23 protein-coding genes are annotated in these 22,659 nt (G+C 68.4%); 7 read left to right on the forward strand and 16 right to left on the reverse strand.

Going from position 1 to position 22,659, the window contains the following annotated elements; all coding sequences use genetic code 11:
* Position 1: 1 nt before the first annotated feature.
* From metG to TSO221_RS04945, 3 genes are read left to right on the forward strand one after another with little or no spacing between them, the layout of a single operon-like run.
* Complete coding sequence (gene metG / locus TSO221_RS04935) at positions 2-1,552, forward strand: methionine--tRNA ligase (RefSeq protein ID WP_109117358.1); 1,551 nt, start codon at positions 2-4, stop codon at positions 1,550-1,552.
* On the forward strand, positions 1,552-2,349 hold the full coding sequence (locus TSO221_RS04940; RefSeq protein WP_109117359.1) for a TatD family hydrolase: 798 nt from the start codon (positions 1,552-1,554) through the stop codon (positions 2,347-2,349). Before metG ends, TSO221_RS04940 begins: the two co-directional genes overlap by 1 nt.
* Positions 2,349-3,116 carry an MBL fold metallo-hydrolase gene (locus TSO221_RS04945; RefSeq protein WP_109117360.1) on the forward strand — a complete coding sequence of 256 codons (768 nt, stop codon included), beginning with the start codon at positions 2,349-2,351 and terminating at the stop codon, positions 3,114-3,116. The genes TSO221_RS04940 and TSO221_RS04945 overlap by 1 nt, the downstream gene beginning before the upstream one ends.
* A 3-nt stretch (positions 3,117-3,119) precedes the next feature.
* Here TSO221_RS04945 and TSO221_RS04950 read toward each other — a convergent pair whose 3' ends face one another.
* Positions 3,120-4,310, reverse strand: a complete 1,191-nt coding sequence (locus TSO221_RS04950) for a lysozyme inhibitor LprI family protein (RefSeq protein ID WP_158283990.1) — start codon at positions 4,308-4,310, stop codon at positions 3,120-3,122.
* Between the two features lie 203 nt (positions 4,311-4,513).
* On the opposite strand from TSO221_RS04950, the gene mazG reads away from it, so the two are divergent.
* Together mazG and TSO221_RS04960 are read left to right on the forward strand one after the other, a co-directional pair.
* Entirely contained in the window at positions 4,514-5,320 is an 807-nt protein-coding gene (gene mazG / locus TSO221_RS04955) for a nucleoside triphosphate pyrophosphohydrolase (protein ID WP_109117362.1), read from the forward strand.
* Between the two features lie 12 nt (positions 5,321-5,332).
* On the forward strand, positions 5,333-5,662 hold the full coding sequence (locus TSO221_RS04960; protein ID WP_109117363.1) for a YnfA family protein: 330 nt from the start codon (positions 5,333-5,335) through the stop codon (positions 5,660-5,662).
* A 5-nt stretch (positions 5,663-5,667) separates the two neighbouring features.
* Here the strand turns inward: TSO221_RS04960 and TSO221_RS04965 are convergent, their stop codons facing one another.
* The 12 genes from TSO221_RS04965 to ccsA form a co-directional block, all read right to left on the reverse strand.
* Entirely contained in the window at positions 5,668-6,480 is an 813-nt protein-coding gene (locus TSO221_RS04965; RefSeq protein ID WP_109117364.1) for an inositol monophosphatase family protein, read from the reverse strand.
* Complete coding sequence (locus TSO221_RS04970) at positions 6,477-7,028, reverse strand: hypothetical protein (RefSeq protein ID WP_109117365.1); 552 nt, start codon at positions 7,026-7,028, stop codon at positions 6,477-6,479. The genes TSO221_RS04965 and TSO221_RS04970 overlap by 4 nt, the downstream gene beginning before the upstream one ends.
* Before the next feature lie 88 nt (positions 7,029-7,116).
* Positions 7,117-8,379 (reverse strand): GTPase HflX, encoded by a 1,263-nt coding sequence (gene hflX / locus TSO221_RS04975; protein WP_247877925.1) that lies wholly within the window; start codon positions 8,377-8,379, stop codon positions 7,117-7,119.
* 64 nt (positions 8,380-8,443) lie between these two features.
* Positions 8,444-8,692, reverse strand: coding sequence for an RNA chaperone Hfq (gene hfq / locus TSO221_RS04980; RefSeq protein ID WP_109117366.1), 249 nt, complete (start codon positions 8,690-8,692; stop codon positions 8,444-8,446).
* 72 nt (positions 8,693-8,764) lie between these two features.
* Positions 8,765-9,478, reverse strand: coding sequence for an HAD family hydrolase (locus TSO221_RS04985; protein ID WP_109117367.1), 714 nt, complete (start codon positions 9,476-9,478; stop codon positions 8,765-8,767).
* Positions 9,475-10,335: a D-amino-acid transaminase gene (locus TSO221_RS04990; protein ID WP_109117368.1), complete on the reverse strand. Its 861-nt coding sequence runs from the start codon at positions 10,333-10,335 to the stop codon at positions 9,475-9,477. Before TSO221_RS04990 ends, TSO221_RS04985 begins: the two co-directional genes overlap by 4 nt.
* Before the next feature lie 129 nt (positions 10,336-10,464).
* Entirely contained in the window at positions 10,465-11,865 is a 1,401-nt protein-coding gene (locus tag TSO221_RS04995; protein WP_109117369.1) for a sigma-54 dependent transcriptional regulator, read from the reverse strand.
* A complete protein-coding gene (locus TSO221_RS05000; RefSeq protein ID WP_247877916.1) occupies positions 11,855-14,173 on the reverse strand; it encodes a PAS domain-containing sensor histidine kinase in 2,319 nt (772 codons plus the stop codon). Before TSO221_RS05000 ends, TSO221_RS04995 begins: the two co-directional genes overlap by 11 nt.
* Positions 14,174-14,332: 159 nt before the next feature.
* Entirely contained in the window at positions 14,333-15,775 is a 1,443-nt protein-coding gene (ntrC, locus tag TSO221_RS05005) for a nitrogen regulation protein NR(I) (RefSeq protein WP_109117370.1), read from the reverse strand.
* A complete protein-coding gene (locus tag TSO221_RS05010; protein WP_109117371.1) occupies positions 15,775-16,956 on the reverse strand; it encodes an ATP-binding protein in 1,182 nt (393 codons plus the stop codon). The genes ntrC and TSO221_RS05010 overlap by 1 nt, the downstream gene beginning before the upstream one ends.
* Positions 16,956-17,942 (reverse strand): tRNA dihydrouridine synthase DusB, encoded by a 987-nt coding sequence (gene dusB, locus TSO221_RS05015; RefSeq protein ID WP_109117372.1) that lies wholly within the window; start codon positions 17,940-17,942, stop codon positions 16,956-16,958. Before dusB ends, TSO221_RS05010 begins: the two co-directional genes overlap by 1 nt.
* Before the next feature lie 122 nt (positions 17,943-18,064).
* A complete protein-coding gene (gene ccsA, locus TSO221_RS05020) occupies positions 18,065-18,880 on the reverse strand; it encodes a cytochrome c biogenesis protein CcsA (protein ID WP_109117373.1) in 816 nt (271 codons plus the stop codon).
* Positions 18,881-18,978: 98 nt separating this feature from the next.
* Between ccsA and TSO221_RS05025 the strand changes: the two genes are divergently transcribed.
* Complete coding sequence (locus TSO221_RS05025) at positions 18,979-20,127, forward strand: bifunctional 2-C-methyl-D-erythritol 4-phosphate cytidylyltransferase/2-C-methyl-D-erythritol 2,4-cyclodiphosphate synthase (protein WP_109117374.1); 1,149 nt, start codon at positions 18,979-18,981, stop codon at positions 20,125-20,127.
* 28 nt (positions 20,128-20,155) lie between these two features.
* The gene (locus TSO221_RS05030) at positions 20,156-20,653 is read left to right on the forward strand and encodes a CinA family protein (RefSeq protein ID WP_109117375.1); all 498 of its coding nucleotides are present in this window, start codon (positions 20,156-20,158) and stop codon (positions 20,651-20,653) included.
* Between the two features lies 1 nt (position 20,654).
* Here the strand turns inward: TSO221_RS05030 and TSO221_RS05035 are convergent, their stop codons facing one another.
* From TSO221_RS05035 to TSO221_RS05045, 3 genes are all read right to left on the reverse strand, one after another.
* A complete protein-coding gene (locus TSO221_RS05035; RefSeq protein WP_109117376.1) occupies positions 20,655-21,119 on the reverse strand; it encodes a type II toxin-antitoxin system RatA family toxin in 465 nt (154 codons plus the stop codon).
* 19 nt (positions 21,120-21,138) lie between these two features.
* The gene (lipA, locus tag TSO221_RS05040; protein WP_109117377.1) at positions 21,139-22,095 is read right to left on the reverse strand and encodes a lipoyl synthase; all 957 of its coding nucleotides are present in this window, start codon (positions 22,093-22,095) and stop codon (positions 21,139-21,141) included.
* Between the two features lie 61 nt (positions 22,096-22,156).
* Complete coding sequence (locus TSO221_RS05045) at positions 22,157-22,642, reverse strand: DUF29 domain-containing protein (RefSeq protein WP_109117378.1); 486 nt, start codon at positions 22,640-22,642, stop codon at positions 22,157-22,159.
* Between the last annotated feature and the right edge of the window lie 17 nt (positions 22,643-22,659).

Here is a 22,659-nt window from a genome sequence, read left to right on the forward strand (position 1 = left end):
CATGGCCGGGTCGAAAACCTATTACCTGACGACGCCGATCTACTATGTGAACGACGTGCCGCACATCGGGCACGCGTACACGACGCTGGCCTGCGACGTGCTCGCCCGCTTCAAGCGGCTGGACGGCTTCGACGTCAAGTTCCTCACCGGCACCGACGAGCACGGCCAGAAGGTCGAGAAGTCGGCGCAGGCCGCCGGCATCGCGCCACAGGCCTTCACCGACAAGGTGTCGCAGAACTTTCGCGACCTCGTCGGGGTGATGAACTACTCCAACGACGACTTCATCCGCACCACCGAGCCGCGCCACGTCGCCTCGGTGCAGGCGCTGTGGACGAAGCTGCTGGATGCCGGCGAGATCTACCTGGGCTCTTACGCCGGCTGGTACTCGGTGCGCGACGAGGCGTTCTACGGCGAGGACGAGCTGACCACCACGCCCACCGGCAAGAAGATCGCCCCGACCGGCGCCGAGTGCGAGTGGGTGGAGGAGCCCAGCTACTTCTTCCGCCTGTCGGCGTGGCAGGAGCGGCTTCTGGAGTTCTACGACAAGAACCCCGACTTCATCCTGCCGCCGGGCAAGCGCAACGAGGTCATCTCCTTCGTCAAGTCCGGCCTGAAGGATCTGTCGGTCAGCCGCACGACCTTCAAGTGGGGCATTCCGGTGCCGGGCGACGACGCGCACATCATGTACGTCTGGCTGGACGCGCTGACCAACTACATCACGGCTGTCGGCTATCCCGACACCACCGGCGAGTACGCCGAGTACTGGCCGGCCGACCTGCACATGGTCGGCAAGGACATCCTGCGCTTCCACGCCGTCTACTGGCCGGCCTTCCTGATGGCCGCCGGGCTGCAGCCGCCCAAGCGCGTTTTCGCACACGGCTGGTGGACGATCGAGGGGCAGAAGATGTCCAAGTCGCTCGGCAACGTCATCGCGCCCGAGCAGCTGGTGACCACCTACGGCCTCGACCAGACCCGCTACTTCCTGCTGCGCGAGGTGCCGTTCGGCAACGACGGCGACTTCAGCCACGCCGCCATGGTGCAGCGGATCAACGGCAATCTCGCCAACGACTACGGCAATCTGGTCCAGCGCGTGCTGTCGATGATCAACAAGAACTGCGGCGCCCAGGTGCCGCAGCCCGGCCCCTTCACCGAGGCCGACAACAGGCTGCTGGGCGCTGCCCACGCGCTGCTGCCGGTGGTGCGGGCGGAGATCGACGTGCAGGCCTTCCACAAGGTGCTGGACGCCATCTGGGCCGTCGTCGGCGACGCCAACCGCTACGTGGATGAGCAGGCGCCCTGGGCGTTGAAGAAGACCGATCCGCCGCGCATGGGCACAGTGCTGTACGTGCTGGCCGAGACGATCCGCCACCTCGCCATCCTGACGCAGCCGGTGATGCCGGCGGCCTCGGCGAAGATCCTGGACCAGTTGGGGCAGGGCGAGAAGGTGCGCGGCTTCGGCAATCTCGGCCCCGCCGGCGCGCTGACGGGCGGTACGCCACTGCCGGCGCCGCAGGGCGTGTTCCCGCGCTTCGTCGAGGAGCCCAAGGCCTGATGCTGGTCGATAGCCACTGCCATCTCGACTTCCCGGATTTCGCCGAGGAACTGGACGCCGTCGTCGAGCGGGCGAGGGCGGCCGGAGTGGGGCGGATGGTCACCATCTGCACCTACTTGACCCGGTTCGAACGCGTGCTGGCCGTCGCCGAGCGTTTTCCGGACGTCTACTGCTCGCTCGGCGTCCACCCGCACCAAGCGCAGGAGGAGATCGCCGGCGTCTCGGTCGAGCGGCTGATCGAACTCGCCAAGCACCCCAAGGTGATCGGCATCGGCGAGACGGGCCTCGACTACTACTACGATATGAGCCCGCGCGACGTGCAGCAGGGGTGCTTCCGTCTGCACATCCGTGCGGCCATGGAAACCGGTCTGCCGCTGATCGTCCACACCCGCGACGCCGACGATGACATCATGCGCATCGTCCGCGAAGAGGCCGCCGGACAGCCGGTGAAGGGCTTGCTGCACTGCTTCAGTTCCGGCCGGCAAGTGGCTGAAGACGCTATTGATTTCGGTTTTTCTCTGTCGCTGTCGGGGATCGTCACCTTCAAGAAGTCGGACGACCTGCGCGCCATCGTCAGGGACGTGCCGCTCGATCGCATCCTGGTCGAGACCGATGCGCCCTACCTTGCCCCCATGCCCTACCGTGGCAAGCGGAACGAGCCGGCCTATGTCGCGCACACCGCCGCCGCGGTCGCCGCGGTGAAAGGAGTGTCAGCCGAGGAGATGGCGCGGATCACCACCGGCAACTTCTTCCGGCTGTTCGACCGCGTGCCCCAATCCGATCCGGGGCCGGATTGATGAGGGTCACGGTCCTCGGTTGCGGTGGTTCGTCGGGCGTGCCGGTCATCGGCAACCAGTGGGGCGACTGCGATTCGACAAACCCGAAGAACCGTCGCACGCGCGCGTCGATCCTGGTGGAGCAGGGCGGGGCCGGCATCCTGGTCGACACCTCGCCGGACCTGCGCCAGCAGCTTCTTGATGCCGACGTGCAGCGCCTGGACGCGGTGCTGTGGACGCACAACCACGCCGATCACGTGCACGGCCTGGATGAACTGCGCGAGATCTGCCGCCTCATGGACGCGCCGCTACCGGCCTTCGGCATGGCCAAACATCTGGCGGAGATCGCCCGCCGCTTTGACTACGCCTTTACGCCGCTGAATCCGGGCGATCCGATCTACCGGCCGGTCCTGGTGCCGCAGGCCGTCGAAGGGCCGTTCAAGGTGGCCGGCATGTCGGTGGTGCCCTTCGTGCAGGATCACGGCTGGATGCCCACTTTGGGCTTCCGCTTCGATCGCTTCGCTTACTCCACCGACGTGGTGCGCCTGGACGACGCGGCCTTCGCCGCACTGGAGGGCATCGAGGTGTGGATCGTCGACTGCGTGCGGGTCGAGCCGCCGCACCCCGTGCATTCGCACCTCGCGCAAACGCTGGAGTGGATCGAGCGCGTGAAGCCGAAGCGCGCCTACCTCACGCACATGAACCAGACCATGGACTACGAGGCGGTGCGGTGCATCCTGCCGCCGGGCGTCGAGCCGGCGTACGACGGTTTAGTCATCGACCTCTGATGCTCACTCGTCCTCCATCACGTCTTCGCCGACGAACAGAGCGATGCGGCCAGCGATGAAGCGGTCCGCCGCGGCGCGCGCGACTTGCTCGGCAATCTTCGCGGGAAGCTTGAAATTTTCCTGATAAAGCTTTGATGTGGCGGTGATCGCGGAGGGAAGGGCGGCGACGGCAGCCTTGTGCTGAGCCTCCGGCCACACCTGATAGTCCTTCCAGCCGCGGAAGGCGGCGACCGCCTTGTCGCGCGCCTCGGCGGCCTTCTTCGCCTCGGGCGAGCGTGGCGCCTCCAGCAGCGTTCCGGGCGCTATCGAAGCCTGCAGGATGTCGATGGCGAACTGCCGATCGTAGGCGCTCCGGATGGTGATTTCCGGCCCCGGCCCGCCGGCCGGTTCCATCAGCGCGGCTAGCTTCTTCCATTCCGGCAGGTCGTAAACGGAGTGTATGTCATGGCACAGTTCCGGCATGTCGTCGCGGCTGCCGCCCCAGAACGGGCCGAACGCCTCGAAGGCGGGTAGGCCGTGCTTGGCGAACAGGAAGCACGGGGCGTCCAACTCGGTGGTAGACAGCGCGTGGCGCAGGAACAGCAGAACGCCCGCGGTGTCCGCCCTCGTCACATCGCCGATAGCCCTCATCTCTTCAAGGAGTTCACGGTCATTTGCGAGATCCCGCTCGATGATTTCGCGCGCCAGTCGGCCAATCTCCACGTCCTTGTCGGGCACCGTCACCGTGCCAGTGTGGTACAGGTAGATCAGCCACGCCTTGGCCGCTGCGCCGTCGTAGCGTTGCAGTCCGGCTGCGGCGGCCTTCGGATCCTTGAGGATGCCAGCCGCCACGGCGGCCAGACGCTTCTGCGCCGCCTGGGACTGCATCGCCACGTCTTCGCTGCGCTTCTCGTAAAGCGCCGTGCAAGCCTTTGCCTTGGCTTTGTCGTCGCAGGTGCGGTCGCGCTCGGCCAGCCACGTCGACTGCGTCTGCTTGAGCGCGTCGCGCTCCGGGCGCGGCGTATAGGCGCCGAGTGTGCCCAACGCCTCGGCCAACTGCTCGTCGCGCGCGCGCAGGTCAGCATTGCCGCAGACCGCCCGCGCCACGACGCCCGACGGCTTGCGGCAGTCGAGACTCTGAGCATGCACTGGCGCTGCCACGGCGCAGAGCGTGAGAACGAGGCTTGGGAACCAACAGAGCGGTGAACGTGTCATGGAGGACGACCGCGCTTGCGGAGAAGGACGGCGGAGCTTAACCAACACTGGGCGCCACGGGAAGCGCACACCGCCCTGCCCACCCTTCACTTTTATTTCCATAATCACGCTTATGCGATCTTTGTTCGCATCGGGGCGGCGGGCTTTCCCATGGCAGGCCGGTCGGTTAAGGTCGGGGGCCCACTCCGTACCCAGAGCTGACCATGGCCCGCAACACAGACCGCCTGCTCGACATCATGGCCCGCCTGCGCGACCCGCAGAATGGCTGCCCCTGGGATCTCGAGCAGACCTACCGGACCATCGCGCCGCACACGATCGAAGAGGCCTACGAGGTTGCCGACGCCATCGAGAAAGGCGATATGGCGGCCCTGCGCGAGGAACTGGGCGATCTGCTGTTCCAGGTCGTCTACTACAGCCAGTTCGCGCGCGAGGAAGGCCTGTTCGACTTCGATGAGGTGGCCGGTGTGATCGCCGACAAGATGATCAGCCGCCACCCGCACGTCTTCGGCTCCGAGGAGATCCGTACGGCCGAGCACCAGACCTCCCGCTGGGAGGAGCACAAGGCGGCCGAGCGCGCCGCCAAGGCCGCGGCGCAAGGGCAGGCGCCGCCGTCGGCGCTGGACGGGGTGATCGCCGGCCTCCCTGCCCTCACCCGCGCGCTGAAGCTGCAGAAACGCGCCGCGCGCGTCGGCTTCGACTGGACCGATGCGCGCGACATCCTCGACAAGATCGAGGAGGAAGTCGGTGAATTGCGCGCCGAGATCGACGGCGGTGCCGCCCAGGAGCGCGTCGCCGACGAACTGGGTGACCTGCTGTTCGCCCTGGTCAACCTCGCCCGCCGGCTGGAGGTGGATCCGGAAAGTGCTCTGCGCGGCACCAACACCAAGTTCGAGCGCCGCTTCCACCGGATCGAGGACCTGCTCGGCGAACAGGGTCGCAAGCCGGCCGACGCCACGCTCGACGAGATGGAGGCGTTCTGGCAGCAAGCCAAGCGCGAAGAAGCGAAATAGCGGTTCGCTATCATGGCCGCCGCTCTCCTGATCTACGCGGGCGCCGCGCTGGCGGAGATCGCCGGGTGCTTCGCGTTCTGGGCGTGGCTGCGGCTGGGCAAGTCCGCGCTGTGGCTGCTGCCCGGACTGCTCAGCCTGACGCTGTTCGCGTGGCTGCTTACCCGCGTTGACGCAGCCTTCGCCGGACGGGCGTATGCGGCGTACGGCGGCGTCTACATCGCGGCGTCGCTGGCGTGGCTGTGGGCGGTCGAAGGCAGCCGGCCGGACCGCTGGGATCTGGCCGGCGCGGCCGTCTGCCTGCTCGGCGCCGCGGTGATCCTCTTCGCCCCACGCGGCGCCTGACGCGCTCAGCCGTAGAGCGTGTCGCGCAGGGTGGTCCAGCTGTCGCGGTCGGGGGCGATCATCACGCTGCCCTCCAAGACCGTGGGGGCGTAGGGGCGGCCGTCCACCAGCGCCGCGTAGCCGCCGGCCTCGGCGTGCAGCAGCATGCCGGCCGCGTGGTCCCACGGCATCAGCTTGTGGTACACCGAGAAGTGAGCCACGCCGTCCAGCAGGCGCAGGTATTCGTGCGCGGCGCAGGCGAGGCAGACGACCTCCTTCACGGCCGGCTTGCGGGCGTTCAGGCGGGCGGTGGTCGCCTCGCCGGCGTAGCGGACGGACAGCGCGCCGACCATGTCCGCCACCGGCACCGGGGCCGCCACACGGAGCCGGCGGCTGCCCAGCCAGGCGCCCTGCCCCTTCGCCCCGACCGCGGTGCGGCCCGTGCACGGGTCGTGGATCCAGCCGGCCAGCGTCTCGCCGCCCCGCACGTAGGCGACCATCACCGCGAAGGTCGGGTTGCCGCCGGCGAAGTTGATGGTGCCGTCGATGGGGTCGATGATCCACACCGGCTCCTCGCCGAACACCCGCTTCAGCACCGTCGGGTCGGCGGCCACCGCCTCCTCGCCGATCACGGTGCTGCCGGGCACGAGGTCGCGCAGCCGCGGGCTGAGCACGCGCTCGGCGGCCTCGTCGGCGACGGTCACCAGGTCGGTCGGGCCGGTCTTCTGGCGGATGTCCTCCGCCGAGAGCTGGCGGAAGCGCGGAAGGATCTCGCTCTCCGCGACTTCCCGGATGAGGGCGGAGACGCGGTCGAGGTCGGGCAGCGTGGTGCGGGTCACGGTTTGACCGGGGCCTTCTGTTTGGGGTCGGACTTGCCGGGGGGCGGTTTCGGGGCAACAGGCTTCGGCGGAGCCAGTTCCATGGTGGTGCTGCCGTCCTGCGGCGGGCCGGGCATCGGCACCTTGCCCTCCAGGCCGGCTTCCTTCATCGCCTTGACGAGCGCGTCGTAGGTGGCCTGATCGGCCGCCGGATTCGGCTCCGGCGGCGGGCCGACCAGCGGGCCGCCCACGGCGGGCTCGCGCGGCGCGTTGGGATCGGGAGGCGGCGGCGGTTCGGTCGCCTTTGCTTCCTTCTTCTCGGGCTCGGGCGGCGGTGCGGGAGGCGGTGGCGGGCGCCATTTCTTGAAGCACTCGACGAAGTCCCCGTCCTTGCATTGCTCGACCAGCAGTTCGCGCGGGTCGGGGCCGAGCACCACCGGACCGGCGGGCGCCAGCGGCATCTCCGGCGGCGCCTTGGGCAGGGGCGGCTCCGGCGAATCGTCGGCGTCCTGGGCGGACGCCGGCGCCGTGGCGAGCAGCAGAAGGAACAGAGCGACGAGCGCGCGCACGGGAGTCCGCGGGGTGGATGGAGCCTCAGCCAGCATTATGGAACCGGCGGGGCTCCGCCGCCACGGACAAATCCATGGCACCCTGCCCTCACGCGCTGGCCGAGAAGCGCTTCTCGAAGCGCGCCAGGTCGGCCGGGTCGAGCGCCACGTGCAGATGCGCGTGCGCCTCGTCGTCGCGGCGCTCCAGCACCTCGCCGCGGTCGTACAGCCACGCCAGCGCCGCCCCGTTGCCGAGGTCGATGGACAGGTCCACCACCTGACGGCCGAGGTTCATGCGCTGGTCGAGCAGCGCGTCCAGCGCCTCGATCCCCTGCCCCGTCAGCGCCGAGACGCAGACCTGCCGCGGGTCGCGCCGGGCCTGGGCGGCGAGCGCGTCGCGCTCCTCCGCGTCCAGGCAGTCGATCTTGTTCAGCACCTCGACGACGCGATCGTCGGTCTCCGGGTCGATGCCGATGTCGCGCAGCACCGCGGCCACGTCGTCGCGCTGCGCCTCGGTGTCGAGGTGCGAGATGTCGCGCACGTGCAGGATGATGTCGGCGCCGTCCACCTCCTCCAGCGTGGCGCGGAACGCCTCGACCAGATGGTGCGGCAGGTCGGAGATGAAGCCCACCGTGTCCGACAGGATCACCTTGCGGCCCGAGGGCAGCGTCACCTGCCGCATGGTCGGGTCCAGCGTGGCGAACAGCAGGTCCTTGGCGAACACGTCGGCGTTGGCCAGCCGATTGAACAGCGTGGACTTGCCGGCGTTGGTGTAGCCGACCAGCGCCACCACCGGGTACGGCACCTTGGCGCGCGCCTTGCGGTGCAGGCCGCGGGTGCGCCGGACGTCCTCGAGTTCCTTCTTGATCTTGATGATGCGGTCGCCGATCAGGCGGCGGTCCATCTCCAGCTGTGATTCGCCGGGGCCGCCCAGGAAGCCGAAGCCGCCGCGCTGGCGTTCCAGGTGGGTCCATGACCGAACGAGGCGCGACTTCTGGTAGGTCAGCGACGCCAGCTCGACCTGAAGCTGGCCTTCCCGGGTGCGGGCGCGGGCGCCGAAGATCTCCAGGATCAGGCCGGTGCGGTCGATGACCTTGGCCTTGACGCCCTTTTCCAGGTTGCGCTGCTGCACCGGGCTGAGCGCGTGGTCGATGACGACGAGCGACGCCTCGCTCTCCTCCACCACCTGGGCGAGGTGCTCGACGGTGCCCGAGCCGAGCAGCGTGGACGGGTGCGGCCGGCTGACGCGCGCGCACTCGGCGTACACGACCTCCAGCTCGATCGCCTGGGCGAGGCCGACAGCCTCCTCCAGGCAAGCCTCCGGCGCGCGCGGCGCCTCGTGGGCGTCGCGGAGCACCGGATGAACGACGATGGCTCGGCCGGAGCCGTGCGATTCGCGGGAGTCGCCGCCGGGCGGCGTACCGTTCGAGAAGCCGTTAATTGCCTTCACCTTCCTTGGGCGGTTCGAAGAGCTGGATCGGATGCGCCGGCATCACGGTGGAGATCGCGTGCTTGTAGACCAGCTGCGAATGCGCGTCCCGCCGCAGCAGGACAGAGAAGTTGTCGAACCAGGTGATGATGCCCTGAAGTTTGACGCCGTTCACCAGGAAGACCGTCACGGGAGTCTTGTTCTTTCGGACGTGGTTGAGAAAGACGTCCTGCACATTCTGGCTTTTTTCAGACATGTCGGTGTGCCCCCTTCTTCAATGTTTATTGGGGCTCCTCAAGAGCCCACTCCCCGCACCAGAGTTTATCGTTCAGTCTGCCGAACCCGTCCCATCCGGAGCTTGCACGGATATGGTATCACCGATACGCCGCACCAAGCCACTCAGCGTGTCACAGGTGTCGTATCGATGCGCTGGCGGGAAACGGCCGAAGCCCTCCCCCTCCGCGGCGCCCACCAGAACCGGCACGAGTCCGGCGGCATGGGCGCATTCCATGTCGATGTCGGCATCCCCGATGAACCACACCTCGCGCGACGGCGCAATCCCCGACGGTGCAAGGGCCATGTGCACGGGCGCGCAGTGCGGCTTGTCCGCCTCAGCGTCCTGGGCGCCGACGAGACGGCCGAAGAAGCGCGTCCAGCCCAGCTTGTCCGCCTCGGCGCGCAGGAACCGGCCGGTCTTGTTGGAGACTACCGCTTGGTAGACGCCGTGTGCGGCGAAGCTTTCCAGCAGGGCTTCGGCGCCGGGAATCGGGCGCAGGTGGTCCAGGTGGTGCGCCTCGAAATAGGCGTAGAACTGGTCGCGCGCCTCGGTCCAGCGCTCGCCGAAAATGCGGGGGAAGCTGTCGCGCAGCGACTGTTTGATCCGTTCGCGCGATTCCTCCTCGGTCCACGGCCGTTGGCCATGCTGCTCGAGGGCGTGGTTCAGCGCGGCGCGAATCGTGCCCCAGTTGTCGACCAGGGTGTTGTCCCAGTCGTACAGCACCGCGCGCGGCAGCGCCGGCGACTCGGTCGAGGTGTGGATCACAGGCTTCCCCGCAGAACGTCGTCGATGTAGGCCCGCCGTAGGCCGAGCGCAACCGGGCCCGGCTTGCCGGTGCCGACGGTGTGGCCATCGATGCGGGTGACCGGCAGTGCGAAGGTGCCGGCCGACGACACGAACGCCTCACGGGCCGCCAAAGCCTCGGCCACGGTGAACGGCCGCTCTTCGATCGGCAACTCAGCCGCGCGGGCCAGACGCAGCAGCGCCAGACGGGTGACACCGTTGAGGATCTTGTGGCTCGGCTCGCGGGTGACCAGCATGCCCTCGGCCGTGACGATCCAGGCGTTGGAGGAGCAACCCTCGGTCACCGTGCCGTCTGGATCGACCATCCACGCTTCGAAGGCGCCGGCTTCCGCCGCCTGCTGCTTGCCAAACACCTGGGCGAGCAGGCCGGTGGTCTTGATGTCGCGGCGGCCCCAGCGGATGTCGGGGATGGTGATGACCGGAACGCCGTCCTCCAGTTGCCCCGGCTGCGCCCAGCGCCGCACGCGCCGCGTGGTGATCACCAGCGACGACGGTCGCGGCGACGGGAAGCGGAAGTCGCGCGGCGCCACGCCGCGGCTCACCTGCATGTACACGGCGCCGTCGTGGATGCCGTTGCGGCGCGCCAGCTCACGTATGACCCGCTCCAGCACCCGGCGGCTGACCGGCCAGGGGATGCCCAACGCGGTCAGGCTGCGGTCCAGCCGGTCGAGGTGGCCGTCCATGTCGGCGAAGCGGCCGTCGAGAATGGTGACGACCTCATACACCCCGTCGGCGAGTTGGAAGCCGCGGTCCTCGATGTGGACCGCCGCACGGTCGTGCGGCAGATAGCGGCCGTTGACATATGCCCATCGAGCCATCGGTTTCTTCGTTCTTCTTCGTTCTCTGACCCGAGGAGGTAACAGCGTGTCTCAACCATCCGCGCCCCCAACGGGCGCGGATGGTTGACGTTAACATTAAGTTTCTGACACACCAAGCGCCGAGGCATCTCAGTCGATGAACGCCTTCCCCTTCTCATTGCCGTGCACGCCCAGGCTCTTCAGCTTGCGGTGCAGGGCGGAGCGTTCCATGCCGACAAAGGCGGCGGTGCGCGAGATGTTGCCGCCGAATCGGGTGACCTGGGCCAGCAGGTATTCGCGCTCGAACACCTCGCGCGCCTCGCGCAACGGCAGGCCCATGATCTCGCCGCCCTTGTCCCACTTCAGCACGGTGGGGGTGATGGCGCCGATCTCCGGCGGCAGCATGTCGGCGCGGATCGGCTCCTTGTGGTCGCCCTGCGCCATGATCAGCAGCCAATCCACCACGTTGCGCAGCTGGCGCACGTTGCCCGGCCAGTCGTAGGCCTGCAGCGCCGCCATGGCGTCCTCGCCGAACTCGCGCGCCGGCAGGCCGGCGGCCTCGGCCGAGCGGACCATGAAGTGCTTGGCCAGCAACGGGATGTCCTCGCGCCGCTCGGCCAGCGCCGGCACGCGGATCGGCACCACGGCGAGGCGGTAGAACAGATCCTGCCGGAAGCGCCCGTTCTCGATCTCGGCCTGGAGGTCGCGGTTGGAGGTGGCGATGACGCGCACGTCCACCTCGACCCGGTGGCCGCCGCCGACGCGCTCGAAGGTCTGTTCCTGGAGGGCCCGGACGATCTTACCCTGGGTTTCCAGCGGCATGTCGGCGACCTCGTCGAGCAGAAGCGTGCCGCCGTGCGCCTGCTCGAAGGTGCCGATCTTGCGGCCGCCGCCGTCGATGCCGCCCTCGGTGCCGAACAGCTCGATCTCCAGCCGGTCGGGGCGCATGGTGGCGCAGTTCAGCCCGACGAACGGGCCGGTGTTGCGGCGCGAGCGCTGGTGAAGCTGGCGCGCCACCACCTCCTTGCCAGAGCCGGCGGGGCCGGTGATCAACACGCGGCTGCCGGTCGGGGCGACCTTCTCGATGCTCTGGCGGACGTGGGTGATGGACGACGAGCGGCCGATCAGCTCCACTTCGCCGCCGGCGCGCAGACGCAGTTCCTCGTTCTCGCGCCGCAGACGGGCGGCCTCGATGGCGCGCTCGACCATCAGCAGCAGGCGGTCGGCCTTGAACGGCTTCTCGATGAAGTCGTAGGCGCCGATCTTGATGGCGCTGACCGCCGTCTCGATGGTGCCGTGGCCGGAGATCATGATGACCGGCAGGTTCGGGTGGTCCCGCATCAGCTGCTCGAGGATCTGCAAGCCATCAAGCCGGCTGCCCTGCAACCAGATATCGAGGATGACGAGGTTCGGCCGCCGCGCGGCGACCTGGGTGAACGCCTCGTCGGCGTTGGCCGCCTCTCGCGTCTTGATCCCTTCGTCGTTCAGGATGCCCGCGATGAGCATCCGGATGTCCGACTCGTCATCGACGATCAGAATGTCATGAGCCATTGGCTGTCCGCCTCTGTTCACCGCCGGTCTGCGCCGGCCTTTCCTCCGCGGTGGCGGGCTCCGCCGCCGCGGTGTTGCGTGGGATGACCAGGGCGACGCGCGCGCCGCCCTCCGGCCGGTCGTCGAGCGTCAGCTCGCCACCGTGGTCCTCCATGATCTTCTTGACGATCGCCAGCCCCAGCCCGGTGCCCTTGGCCCGGGTGGTAACGTACGGCTCGGTCAGCCGGTGCCGCTCGTCCTGGGGAAGGCCCTTGCCGTTGTCCTCGACGACCAGCGCGACACGCTCAGCGTCGGCTTCGATGCGCACGCCGACGTGACCGGGCGGCGGCCCCCCGCCGTTCTCCGGCGCCGGGCGCCCCTCGATGGCGTCCACCGCGTTCTGCAACAGGTTGGTCAGCGCCTGGCTGATCTGCCGGGAATCGCAGGCGACGGTCAGCGGGCCTTGCGGCAGTTGCACGTCAAACTTCACCTTGCCGGCGTGCGCGCTGGTCTGCAGGAACACCGCCTGCCGAACGAGGTCGTTGACGTTGACCGGCTTCATCACCGGCTGCGGCATGCGCGCGAAGGCCGAGAACTCGTCCACCATGCGCCGGATGTCGTCCACCTGCCGGACGATGGTGTCCGTGCACATGGTGAACACCTCGGTGTCGTCCGGGGTGATCTGCTTCAAATACTTGCGGCGCAGCCGCTCGGCCGACAGCTGGATGGGGGTGAGCGGGTTCTTGATCTCGTGCGCGATGCGACGGGCCACGTCGGCCCAGGCCGCCTTGCGCTGCGCGGAGACCAACTCGGTAATGTCGTCGAAGGTGACGACGTAGCCGCGGATCTCCCCTCCCCCGGCCTCGGCGCTGATGCGCACCAGCAAAGTCAGCGGCGCGGCGCCGGGGCGGCGGATCTGCACCTGCTCCTGCACCAGACGGCCGGGGCGGCGCGGCGCGTTGTCGAGCAACTCGCCCATCTCCGGCGACAGCTCGACGAGGCGGCGGCCGATCAGGGTCTCGGGGTCCTCGACGCCGAGCAGGCGGGCTGCCGAAAGGTTGGGCAGATTGATGATTCCGTCAGCATCCAGGCCGATCACACCGGCGGTGACGCCGCCCAGCACCGTCTCGGTGAAGCGGCGGCGCTGGTCGAGTTGGCTGTTGGCCTGGAGAAGCTCGCGCCGCTGGCTCTCGATCTCGGTGGTCATGCGGTTGAAGGCGCGCGACAGCAGCGCCAATTCGTCCTCGTCGCGCGGCTCCGAGACGCGGACCTGGAGGTCGCCAGCGCGCACCCGCTCGGCGGCGCCGATCAGGGCGGAGATTGGGCGGGCCAACCGCGTGGCAAAGTTCAGCCCCGCCCACACCGCCGCCATCAACAACAGCAGCGCCACGATGACGAAGATCGCCGTGAAGGTGATCTGCAGCGACCCGCGCTGCCCCTCCAGCTCGGTGTAGGAGGTCACCGCGCCCTTGGCGGCAGCGTAGTGCTGAAGCACCTTCGCCTCCACGACGCGGCCGACGTACAGATAGGTGTCGACGAAGCGGTCGAGGCGGATCAGCGCACGGACGCGGTCGTCGTTCTCGTGCACGATCAGCACGACCTCGCCGTTGCGCGCCTGCTCCAGGTTGGTGTCAGGGATCGGGTCGAACTCCAGCGCGAAGCTGAAGCCTGAGCGCGCCAGGATCCGCCCGGTCGTGCCGTGGAAGACGATGGCCTCGGACAGCGCGCGCAGCGCCGCCTGGGTGGAGACGACCTGATCGAAGCGTTCCGGGTCGATGGACAGCCGCACCGCCTCCTGGTTCAGGTCGTTGGCCATGGCCAGGGCGTCGGCGCGGATGTTCTGCTGGTGCTCGTGCAGGTAGGCGCTCGCCACCTGCAGGGACTCATGCACCGCCGTGCGCACCTTGTCGCTGAACCAGGACTGGACGCCGACGTAGAAGAAGATCGCCGAGAACGCCGCCACAACGATGGCCGGAGCCACCGCCAGCAGGCTGAACACCGCGACCAGCCGGACGTGCAGCCGCGAGCCCGCCATGCCGCGCCGGTGCCCCATCCAGATCTGCACGATGCGGCGCGCCACCAGCGCGGCCAGCAGCAGCAGCAGGACCATGTCGAGGATGAGCAGCAGCGTGACCGTACGCGGATTCGAGCCGCCGAACGCCGCTGTCTCGGTCAGCGCACCGTAGGTGGCAAAGCCGGCTGCGATCGCCGCCAGGCTGAGCGCCACCGCCAGCCGCTTGGCGAGGCCGACCCGGCTGGCCCACCGCGAGAGCTGGGGCCAGAAGGTTGACGGTCGGTCCGCCGTCTTGTCGTGCATCTGAAGCGCCATGGATACCGGCCAAGGATGTTGCCGGAAAGGTACACACCTGTGGCGGACCTGCCAAGCGCGTTCAAGGTCATACCGCGAACGGCTCCGTTGCAAGGGTGCAAAGGAGCCGTTCGGAAGAGTTCGCCTTTCGGCGGTGTCACATGATTATCACGGGCGATGCTACTTGAGGCCGCGAACCACCTGGATGTCGAGCTCGCGGATCTTCTTGCGCAGCGTGTTTCGGTTCAGTCCCAACAACTCCGCAGCCTTGATCTGATTGCCGCGGGTCGCCGACAGGCTGAGCGAGATCAACGGCCGTTCGACCTCCCGCAGAACGCGGTCGTACAGGCCAGCGGCCGGCACTCCATCCTTATGGGCGGCGAAGTAATCCTTCAGGTGGCGTTCGACGGCGGAACCCAGCCCCTCGCTCTGCGCTTCCTCGACGACCGGGGCGGCGGGCGTGGCGTCGGCCAGCTCCGCCTCGATGACGTCGACGCCGATCACCTCCTGGGAGTACAGGGCGGCCAAGCGGCGTACGAGGTTTTCCAGCTCGCGTACGTTGCCCGGCCAGCGGTAGCGCTTCAGGCGCTCCATGGCCCCCTGGTCGATGCTCTTGTTCGGCAGCCCCTGCGCCACCGCCTGGTTCAGGAAATGGCGGATCAGCAGCGGCACGTCCTCCGTGCGCTCACGCAGCGGCGGCAGGCGGATCGGCACGACGTTCAGGCGATAGAACAGGTCCTCGCGGAACAAGCCCTGGCGAGCCAGCGTACGGAGGTCGCGGTGGGTGGCGGCGATGATGCGTACGTCCGTCTTGATGGGCGTACGCCCACCGACGGTGGTGTACTCCCCCTCCTGCAGCACGCGCAGCAGGCGCGTCTGCGCCTCCAGCGGCATGTCGCCGATCTCGTCGAGGAACAGGGTGCCGCCCTGAGCCTGCTCGAACCGGCCGGTAGAGCGGTTGGTGGCGCCGGTGAAGGCTCCCTTCTCATGGCCGAACAGCTCGGACTCGATCAACTCGCGCGGGATGGCCGCCATGTTGATGGCGACGAAGGGGCCGTTGCGGCGCTTGCCGTAGTCGTGCAGCGCGCGCGCCACCAGCTCCTTGCCGGTGCCCGACTCACCGGTGATCATCACCGTCAGGTCGGTGCCCATCAAACGGGCAAGCACGCGGTAGATCTCCTGCATCGCCGGCGAACGGCCGATGACGGGGAGCTGCTCCTCCTCCAGGCTGTCGTTGGCCGGCTCGGCCTTGGTCTGGTGCGCGTTCAGCGCGCGCTCGACCACCGAGACCAATTCCTTCAGATCGAAGGGCTTGGGTAGGTACTCGAAGGCGCCGCGCTCGGCCGCCTTCACCGCGGTGATCAGGGTGTTCTGCGCGCTCATCACGATGACGCGCAGGTCGGGGCGCAGCTTCTTGATGCGCGGGATCAGGTCCAGCCCGTTCTCGTCGGGCATGACCACGTCGGTGATGACCAGGTCGCCCTGGCCGTCGGACACCCAGCGCCACAGGGTGGAGGCATTGCCGGTAGTGCGGACCTCGTGACCGAGACGCGCCAGCGCCTGCGTCAGGACGGTGCGGATCGCGCGGTCGTCGTCCGCGACCAGGATCGTCGCCGCGGCCATCAGCGGGATCCCCGCTCGGCCCGGCCCGCGACACCCTCCCCAGGAACTTGCGATTCATCGTACATGGGCAGCGACACCTTGAAGACGGTACGGCGCGGCTGGCTGTCGAATTCGATGACGCCGCCGTGATCGCCGATGATCTTCGCCACCAATGCAAGACCAAGGCCAGTTCCATTGACCTTTGTGGTCACGAACGCGTCGAACAGGTTGGTGCGCAGGTCCTCGGGGATTCCGTCGCCGTTGTCCTGCACGGAAACCAGCAACGGCAAGGGAAGCCGCGTGTCGCCGCCCGGCAACGCCATGCGCACGCCGTGCTGGTAGGCGGTGGACAGCACGATCTCGCCGCCCTGCTCCGGGCAGGCCTCTGCCGCATTTTTAATCAGGTTGAGGAAGACTTGGATCAGCTGATCGCGGTTGCCCAGCACCGGCGGTAGCGACGGGTCGTAGCGCTCGACGAAGCGGATGTTCCGGCCGAAGCCGTTCTGGGCGATCTTGCGGACATGCTCCAGCACCGTGTGGATGTTCACCGGTCCGCGCTCCAGCGGGCGGTCGGAGAACACCTCCATGCGGTTGACCAGCGCCACGATGCGGTCGGCTTCGTCGCAGATCAGGCGGGTCAGCACGCGGTCCTGCTCGTTGGCGTTCTCCTCCAGCAACTGGGCGGCGCCGCGGATGCCGGACAGCGGGTTCTTCACCTCGTGCGCCAGCATGGAGGCCATCGCCGTCACCGAGCGTGCGGCGTTCCGATGGGTCAGCGAGTTGTCGATCTTGCGGGCCAGCGAGCGCTCATGCAGCGTCACGATCATGTGGTCGGAGCCGTCGCCCATCGCCGCCACCTGCGCCGTCACCGTGTGCGGGCCGATGCGCGGGGTATCGATGGTGATCCCCTCCTGCGAAGCGCGCAGGCTGCCGCGTTGCGCCTGGGCCAGCAGCAGCAGGACCGGGCTGTCGGGGTTGAGCAGTTCGGCCAGCGACGTGCCTTCGATCATGCTGGCGCTGACGTCGAAGAACTCCTGCGCCTCGATGTTGACGAAGCGGATCTCGCCCGCGCCGTCCACCACCAGCACCGGGTCGGGCAGCGCGTTGAGCACCGCGTGCGGATCCACCGCGCCGGAGCCGCCGGAGCGGAGCGGAAGGCGCGGCGCACGCCGCGTTGCCGACGTGGCCATGCGCGACGACATCAGGCAGCCATCCTCTCGATCACGGGGGTGTAGAAGCGCCGGATCCGCTCGCGGACCGCGTCGGCGCCGTCGATCTGGTTGATTTCCTGGCGGAACTCGGCCGAGCCTTGCAGGCCCTTGGAGTACCAGGAAATGTGCTTGCGCGCGACGCGCACGCCCGGTTCGGTGCCGTAGTGGCTGAGCATGGCGTCGAAGTGCTCCAGGAGAGTGGCCAGCTGTGCATGCAGCGGCGGGTCGGGCCGGCGCTCGCCGGTGCGCAGGTAGTGCATGACCTGCGACGGAAACCAGGGGCGGCCGTAAGTGCCGCGGCCGATCATCACGCCGTCGGCGCCGGATTCGCCGAGCGCGCGGTCGACGTCCTCGAAGGTCTGGATGTCGCCGTTGACCAGCACGGGGATCGAGACGGCCTCCTTCACCTTGCGCACGAAGGCCCAGTCGGCGGTGCCGTTGTACATCTGGTTCCGCGTGCGGCCGTGGATGGTGATCATCCTGATTCCGGCCTCCTCGGCGATCTTCGCGAGGCGTGGCGCGTTGAGGTTGGCGTGATCCCAGCCCATGCGGGTCTTCAGCGTGACCGGGACGTCCACCGCCTTGACGGTCGCCTCCAGGATGCGGCCGGCCAGCGGCTCGTCGCGCATCAGCGCGGACCCGGCGTAGCCATTGACCACCTTCTTCACCGGGCAGCCGAAGTTGATGTCGATGACGGCGGCGCCGCGGTCCTGGTTCAGCCTAGCCGCCTCGGCCATCACCTGCGGCTCGCAGCCGGCAAGCTGCACCGCCATCGGGAACTCCTCCGGCACCGTCTCGACCATGCGCAGGGTTTGGCGGTTCTCGCGGATCATCGCCTGGCTGGCGACCATCTCGGACACGACGAGGCCGCACCCGGTGCGCTTGACCAGACGGCGGAACGGCAGGTCGGTGACGCCCGACATGGGGGCGAGGATCACCGGATCCGACAAGGTGAGGGAACCGATCTGAATGGCCATCTCATCTGCCCAATTCGTGGGCGCATCTATCATTTGCTGGGATTTTGGGCAAGATACACTTGGTCTGACCAGTTTGCAAGCGCGTGCGGCGCAGCAAAGCTGTCAGTCTTGACAATTGTTGATCAACTCAACAGTACGTCCGCGACGAACTTGACGCCTAAATAGGCAAGCGTGAGCAAAAGATAGGCAATTAGCACAAGCCTTGCGGCGGTGCGCCCTCTTACGCCCGTTCGTATGTGCGCGAACAGCAGGCCGCCGATGACCATGAAAGTGGCAAGCGAGAACAGCGTCTTGTGGTCGAAGCGCAGCGCGACGCCCTGCTCGTAATGCAGAACGGCCATGCCTGTGGCGAGTCCGGCGCCGAGCACCGCCTCCGACGCTCCCAACAGGCGGACCTGCAGGCGCTCGCTTTCCGCCATCGACGGCAGGAAGCGGGTCAGCGCGGTCGGCCGCTTGGCCTTCAACGCGCGCTCCTGCAGGAAGGCGGCGAGCGACGCGACCGCCGCCAGCGTCAACAGGGCGTAGGTGACCACCGAGACGGCGATGTGCACGTCGATCCAGATGCCCGGCGCACCGCCACGCAGCACCGGCGCCCGCGTCCCCTCCGCCAGAGTCGCCACCGCGGCGACGGCGACGAGGTAGGGCAGCAGCAGCGGCGACAGCCGCCACGCCGAGCGGGTCAGCGTGCACAGCGCGGCGAACAGTACCATGCAGGCGGCGATGGTCACCCACAGCGCGGTCGGCAGCCCGGTCGTCCAGGCGCCGCCTACGCGCACCGCGGCCCACACCACCGGACCGAACACCGCCAGCGCCAGCGCTCCCCAGAACATGGCCGAGCGCCCCTGCTCCCCCGCCCCGCCGATGGCGCGGTACGGGTAGAGCGAGGCCGGCAGCAGCGCCAGCAGAGCCGTCAGGCTGAAGACGAGGTTTTGAGACATCACCCTTCCCTGCCCCGACCCTTGGCGGAGCACCGGGGACAGGCTAGGCTCCGCCGCGTCGCCGTCAAGTCGCAAATCACCAGCGGATCCTTCCCGTCATGCCCACCTGCATTGCGCTGATCGTCGCCGGCGGTTCCGGCCAGCGCTTCGGCGCCGAACGCCCGAAACAGTACCACGACCTCGCCGGCCGGCCGGTGCTCCGCCGCACGGTGGAGGCGTTCCTGCGCCATCCCGCCGTCGCCGGCGTGCAGGTGGTGATCCAACCGGCGCACCGCGACCTCTACGACGCCGCGGTCGCCGGCCTGGACCTGCCGGAGCCGGTGGCTGGTGGCGCCACCCGGCAGGACTCGGTGCGCAACGGGCTGAAGGCCCTGCCCTCCCCCGACCTCGTGCTGATCCATGACGCCGCCCGGCCGCTGATCGACGCCGACACCATCCGGGCGGTGATCGATGCGCTTGCCGAGGTGCCGGGCGCGTTGGCCGCGGTGCCGGTGGCCGACACGCTGAAACGCGGCGATGGCGGGCATATCGCGGGAACGGTCGACCGCACCGCACTGTGGCGGGCGCAGACGCCGCAGGGCTTCCGCTACCCGGAGATCCTGGCGGCGCACCGCGACGCCGCCGGGCTCGACCTCACCGACGACGCGGCGGTGGCCGAGCGTGCGGGCTTGGCGGTGCGGCTGGTGACGGGCAAGGAGGAGAACTTCAAGGTGACCACCCAGGACGACTTGATCCGCGCCGAACGCCTCGTCCTGCAGTCGCTGTGGGACGTGCGCACCGGTACAGGCTTCGACGTGCACCGCTTCACCGAGGGCGACGCGGTCGTGCTGTGCGGCGTGCGGGTGCCGCACACACACCGGTTGGAGGGGCACTCGGACGCCGACGTTGGGCTGCACGCGCTGACCGACGCGATCCTCGGCGCCATCGGCGATGGCGACATCGGCAGCCACTTCCCGCCCAGCGACCCGCGCTGGCGCGGCTCCGACAGCGGCCGATTCCTCCAGCACGCCGCGGAGCTTGTCCACGAACGGGGCGGCGTCATCGCGCACGCCGACGTCACGCTGATCTGCGAGCGCCCGAAGGTCGGCCCGCACCGTGCGGCCATGGTGGCGCGGGTGGCCGAACTGCTGGGCATCGCCACTGAGCGCGTCAGCGTCAAGGCGACGACCACCGAGCGGCTGGGCTTTACCGGCCGCGGCGAGGGAATCGCCGCGCAAGCGGTAGCGACGGTGCGGCTTCCGGGATAGGATGAACGTTCCACAGCCGGGGAGTCCCATGTTCCCTGACCACATCCGCGATCTGGCCGCCAAGCTGCTGGCCGAGTACGGCCTGTCGGGGCGCATGGTCGCCGCCGCCGAGTCCTGTACCGGCGGCCTGATCGCTGGCGCGATCACCGATATCCCTGGCTCGTCCAAGGTCTTCGACCGCGGCTTCGTCACCTACACCAACGTCGCCAAGTCGGAGATGCTGGGCGTACCGCCGAGCCTCATCATGGCGCACGGGGCGGTCAGCGCCGAGGTGGCGGTGGCGATGGCAGTGGGCGCCCTGGCGAAGTCCAAGGCCGACGTGACGGTGGCGGTCACCGGCGTCGCCGGGCCGGACGGCGGCACCGAGGCGAAGCCGGTCGGGCGCGTCTACATCGCCACGGCGGTGCGCCGCGGCCCGGCGAAGGCGCGCGAGTACACCTTCTCCGGCGACCGCCATGAGGTGCGGATGCAGACCGTGGAGTGCGCACTGGAGCGCCTGCGCGCGGCGCGCCCCGTGCTGACCTGAGCTAGGCCGCGGTCGTGGCGCGCGCCGCGCCGTCGGCGCCATAGAGCTGGGCGGCACGCGTCTCGAACGCCTGCACCATGCGCTTGACCGCCTCGTTGAACAGCACGCCCATGATCTTCTGCAGGATCGCCGAGCGGAACTCGAAATCCACGAAGAAGTCGACGCACACGCCGCGTTCGTGCGGCGTGAAGATCCAGTGGTTGTTCAGGTACTGGAACGGCCCGTCGGTGTACTGGACGTCGATGCGCTTCGCCGCCTCGTTCAGCTCGACCCGAGAGGTGAAGCGCTCGCGCACCATCTTGAAGCCGATGACGAGGTCCGCGTACATGACGTTGCCTTCGCGCTTGCGGATGCGCGACGCCATGCACCAGGGCAAAAACTCCGGGTACTTGTCCACCTCGGCGACCAGACGGTACATCTGGTCGGGGGTGTAGGGCAGGACCTTCTTCTCCGCGTGCGTCGGCATTCCGTCGTTCCCCGCCTCCTCAGCCGGCCGCCGCGGCGAGCTTGGCCTCGCGGGCGGCGCGCAGGCGCTCGAAGTCGGCGCCCGCGTGGTAGGACGAGCGCGTCAGCGGGCTCGACGCCACCATCAGGAAGCCCTTGGCGCGGCCGAGGCGCGTGTAGCCCTCGAACTCCTCCGGCGTCACGAAACGGTCGACCGCGGCGTGCTTCGCCGTCGGCTGGAGGTACTGGCCGATGGTCATGAAGTCAACATCCGCGGCGCGCAGGTCGTCCATCACCTGCCCCACCTCCTCCTTCGTCTCGCCCAGGCCGACCATGACCCCCGACTTGGTGAAGATCGAGGGATCCAGATCCTTCACGCGGGACAACAGCTGCAGCGAAGTGAAGTAACGCGCCCCCGGGCGGATCGTCGGGTACAGGCGCGGCGCGGTCTCCAGGTTGTGGTTGAAGACGTCAGGCTTAGCCTCGACCACCACCTCCACCGCACCCTTCTTTTTCTGGAAGTCGGGGGTGAGGATCTCGATGGTCGTGCCGGGGGACGCGACGCGGATGGCGCGGATGGTGCGGGCGAAATGCCCGGCTCCGCCATCCTCCAGATCGTCACGGTCCACCGAGGTGACCACCACGTGGTGCAGCTTCAGCTCGGCCACCGCCTCGGCGACGTTCTCCGGCTCGTGCGGGTCGAGCAGATTGGGCTTGCCGGTCTCGACGTTGCAGAAGGCGCAGCCGCGCGTGCAGATCGAGCCGAGGATCATGAAGGTGGCGTGCTTGTGCTTCCAGCACTCGCCGATGTTCGGGCAGGCCGCCTCCTCGCACACCGTGTGGAGCTTGAGCCCGCGCATCAACTGGCGGGTCTCGTGGTACTCCTGGCTCATCGGCGCCTTGACGCGGATCCAGGCGGGCTTGCGCTGGATCGGGTTGTCGGGCTTGTGAGCCTTCTCCGGGTGGCGGAGCTTCTCGGTCTGGTCGGCCGCGGTCATGACGGTACAAACTCCCATCGGTCCGGCGGCTGGCCGGGCCGTTTCAAAGAGCGGACGGCGCTCAGGCGCGCCACTCCGGCGGAAACAGATCGGCCGGATAGGCCGGATCGAGCGCCTGGTCAAGGGTGAAGGCCGGATCGGCGGGGAAGCGGGCCGGTTCCACCTCGGCTTCGACAGCCGCGCGGCGGCGAGCCTTCTGGTAGGTTTCGCCGAAGACTTCCTGCGCATGGGGCCTGAGGCTCGGACTGCCCGTCAGTTCCTTCGACAGCTCGTCACGCTGTTCCAAGACTGTCAGCCTCCAGCCACGAGAGCACCTGTCCCGTAGTTCAGGGCAGTACAGCCACTTCAGCAGGTGGATTTCCAGAACGATCAACCGGCTCCAGATTTCCGACCGCTGGCTGCGTCCCATGCATTCGATCTCCTCGGCGACGTTCTCCCAGTCGATCGGGGCGTTGTTCCGCTCGGCGCCGGCACGGCGGATCTCCCGCGCCTGGTCTTGCGTCCAGGCGTAGAAGTCCTCGTCGTACGCGGCGCTGCTGCGGCTCATGCCCCTGACCGGAAAAA

Origin of the sequence: Azospirillum sp. TSO22-1, assembly GCF_003116015.1 — a bacterium.
GTDB lineage: Bacteria > Pseudomonadota > Alphaproteobacteria > Azospirillales > Azospirillaceae > Azospirillum.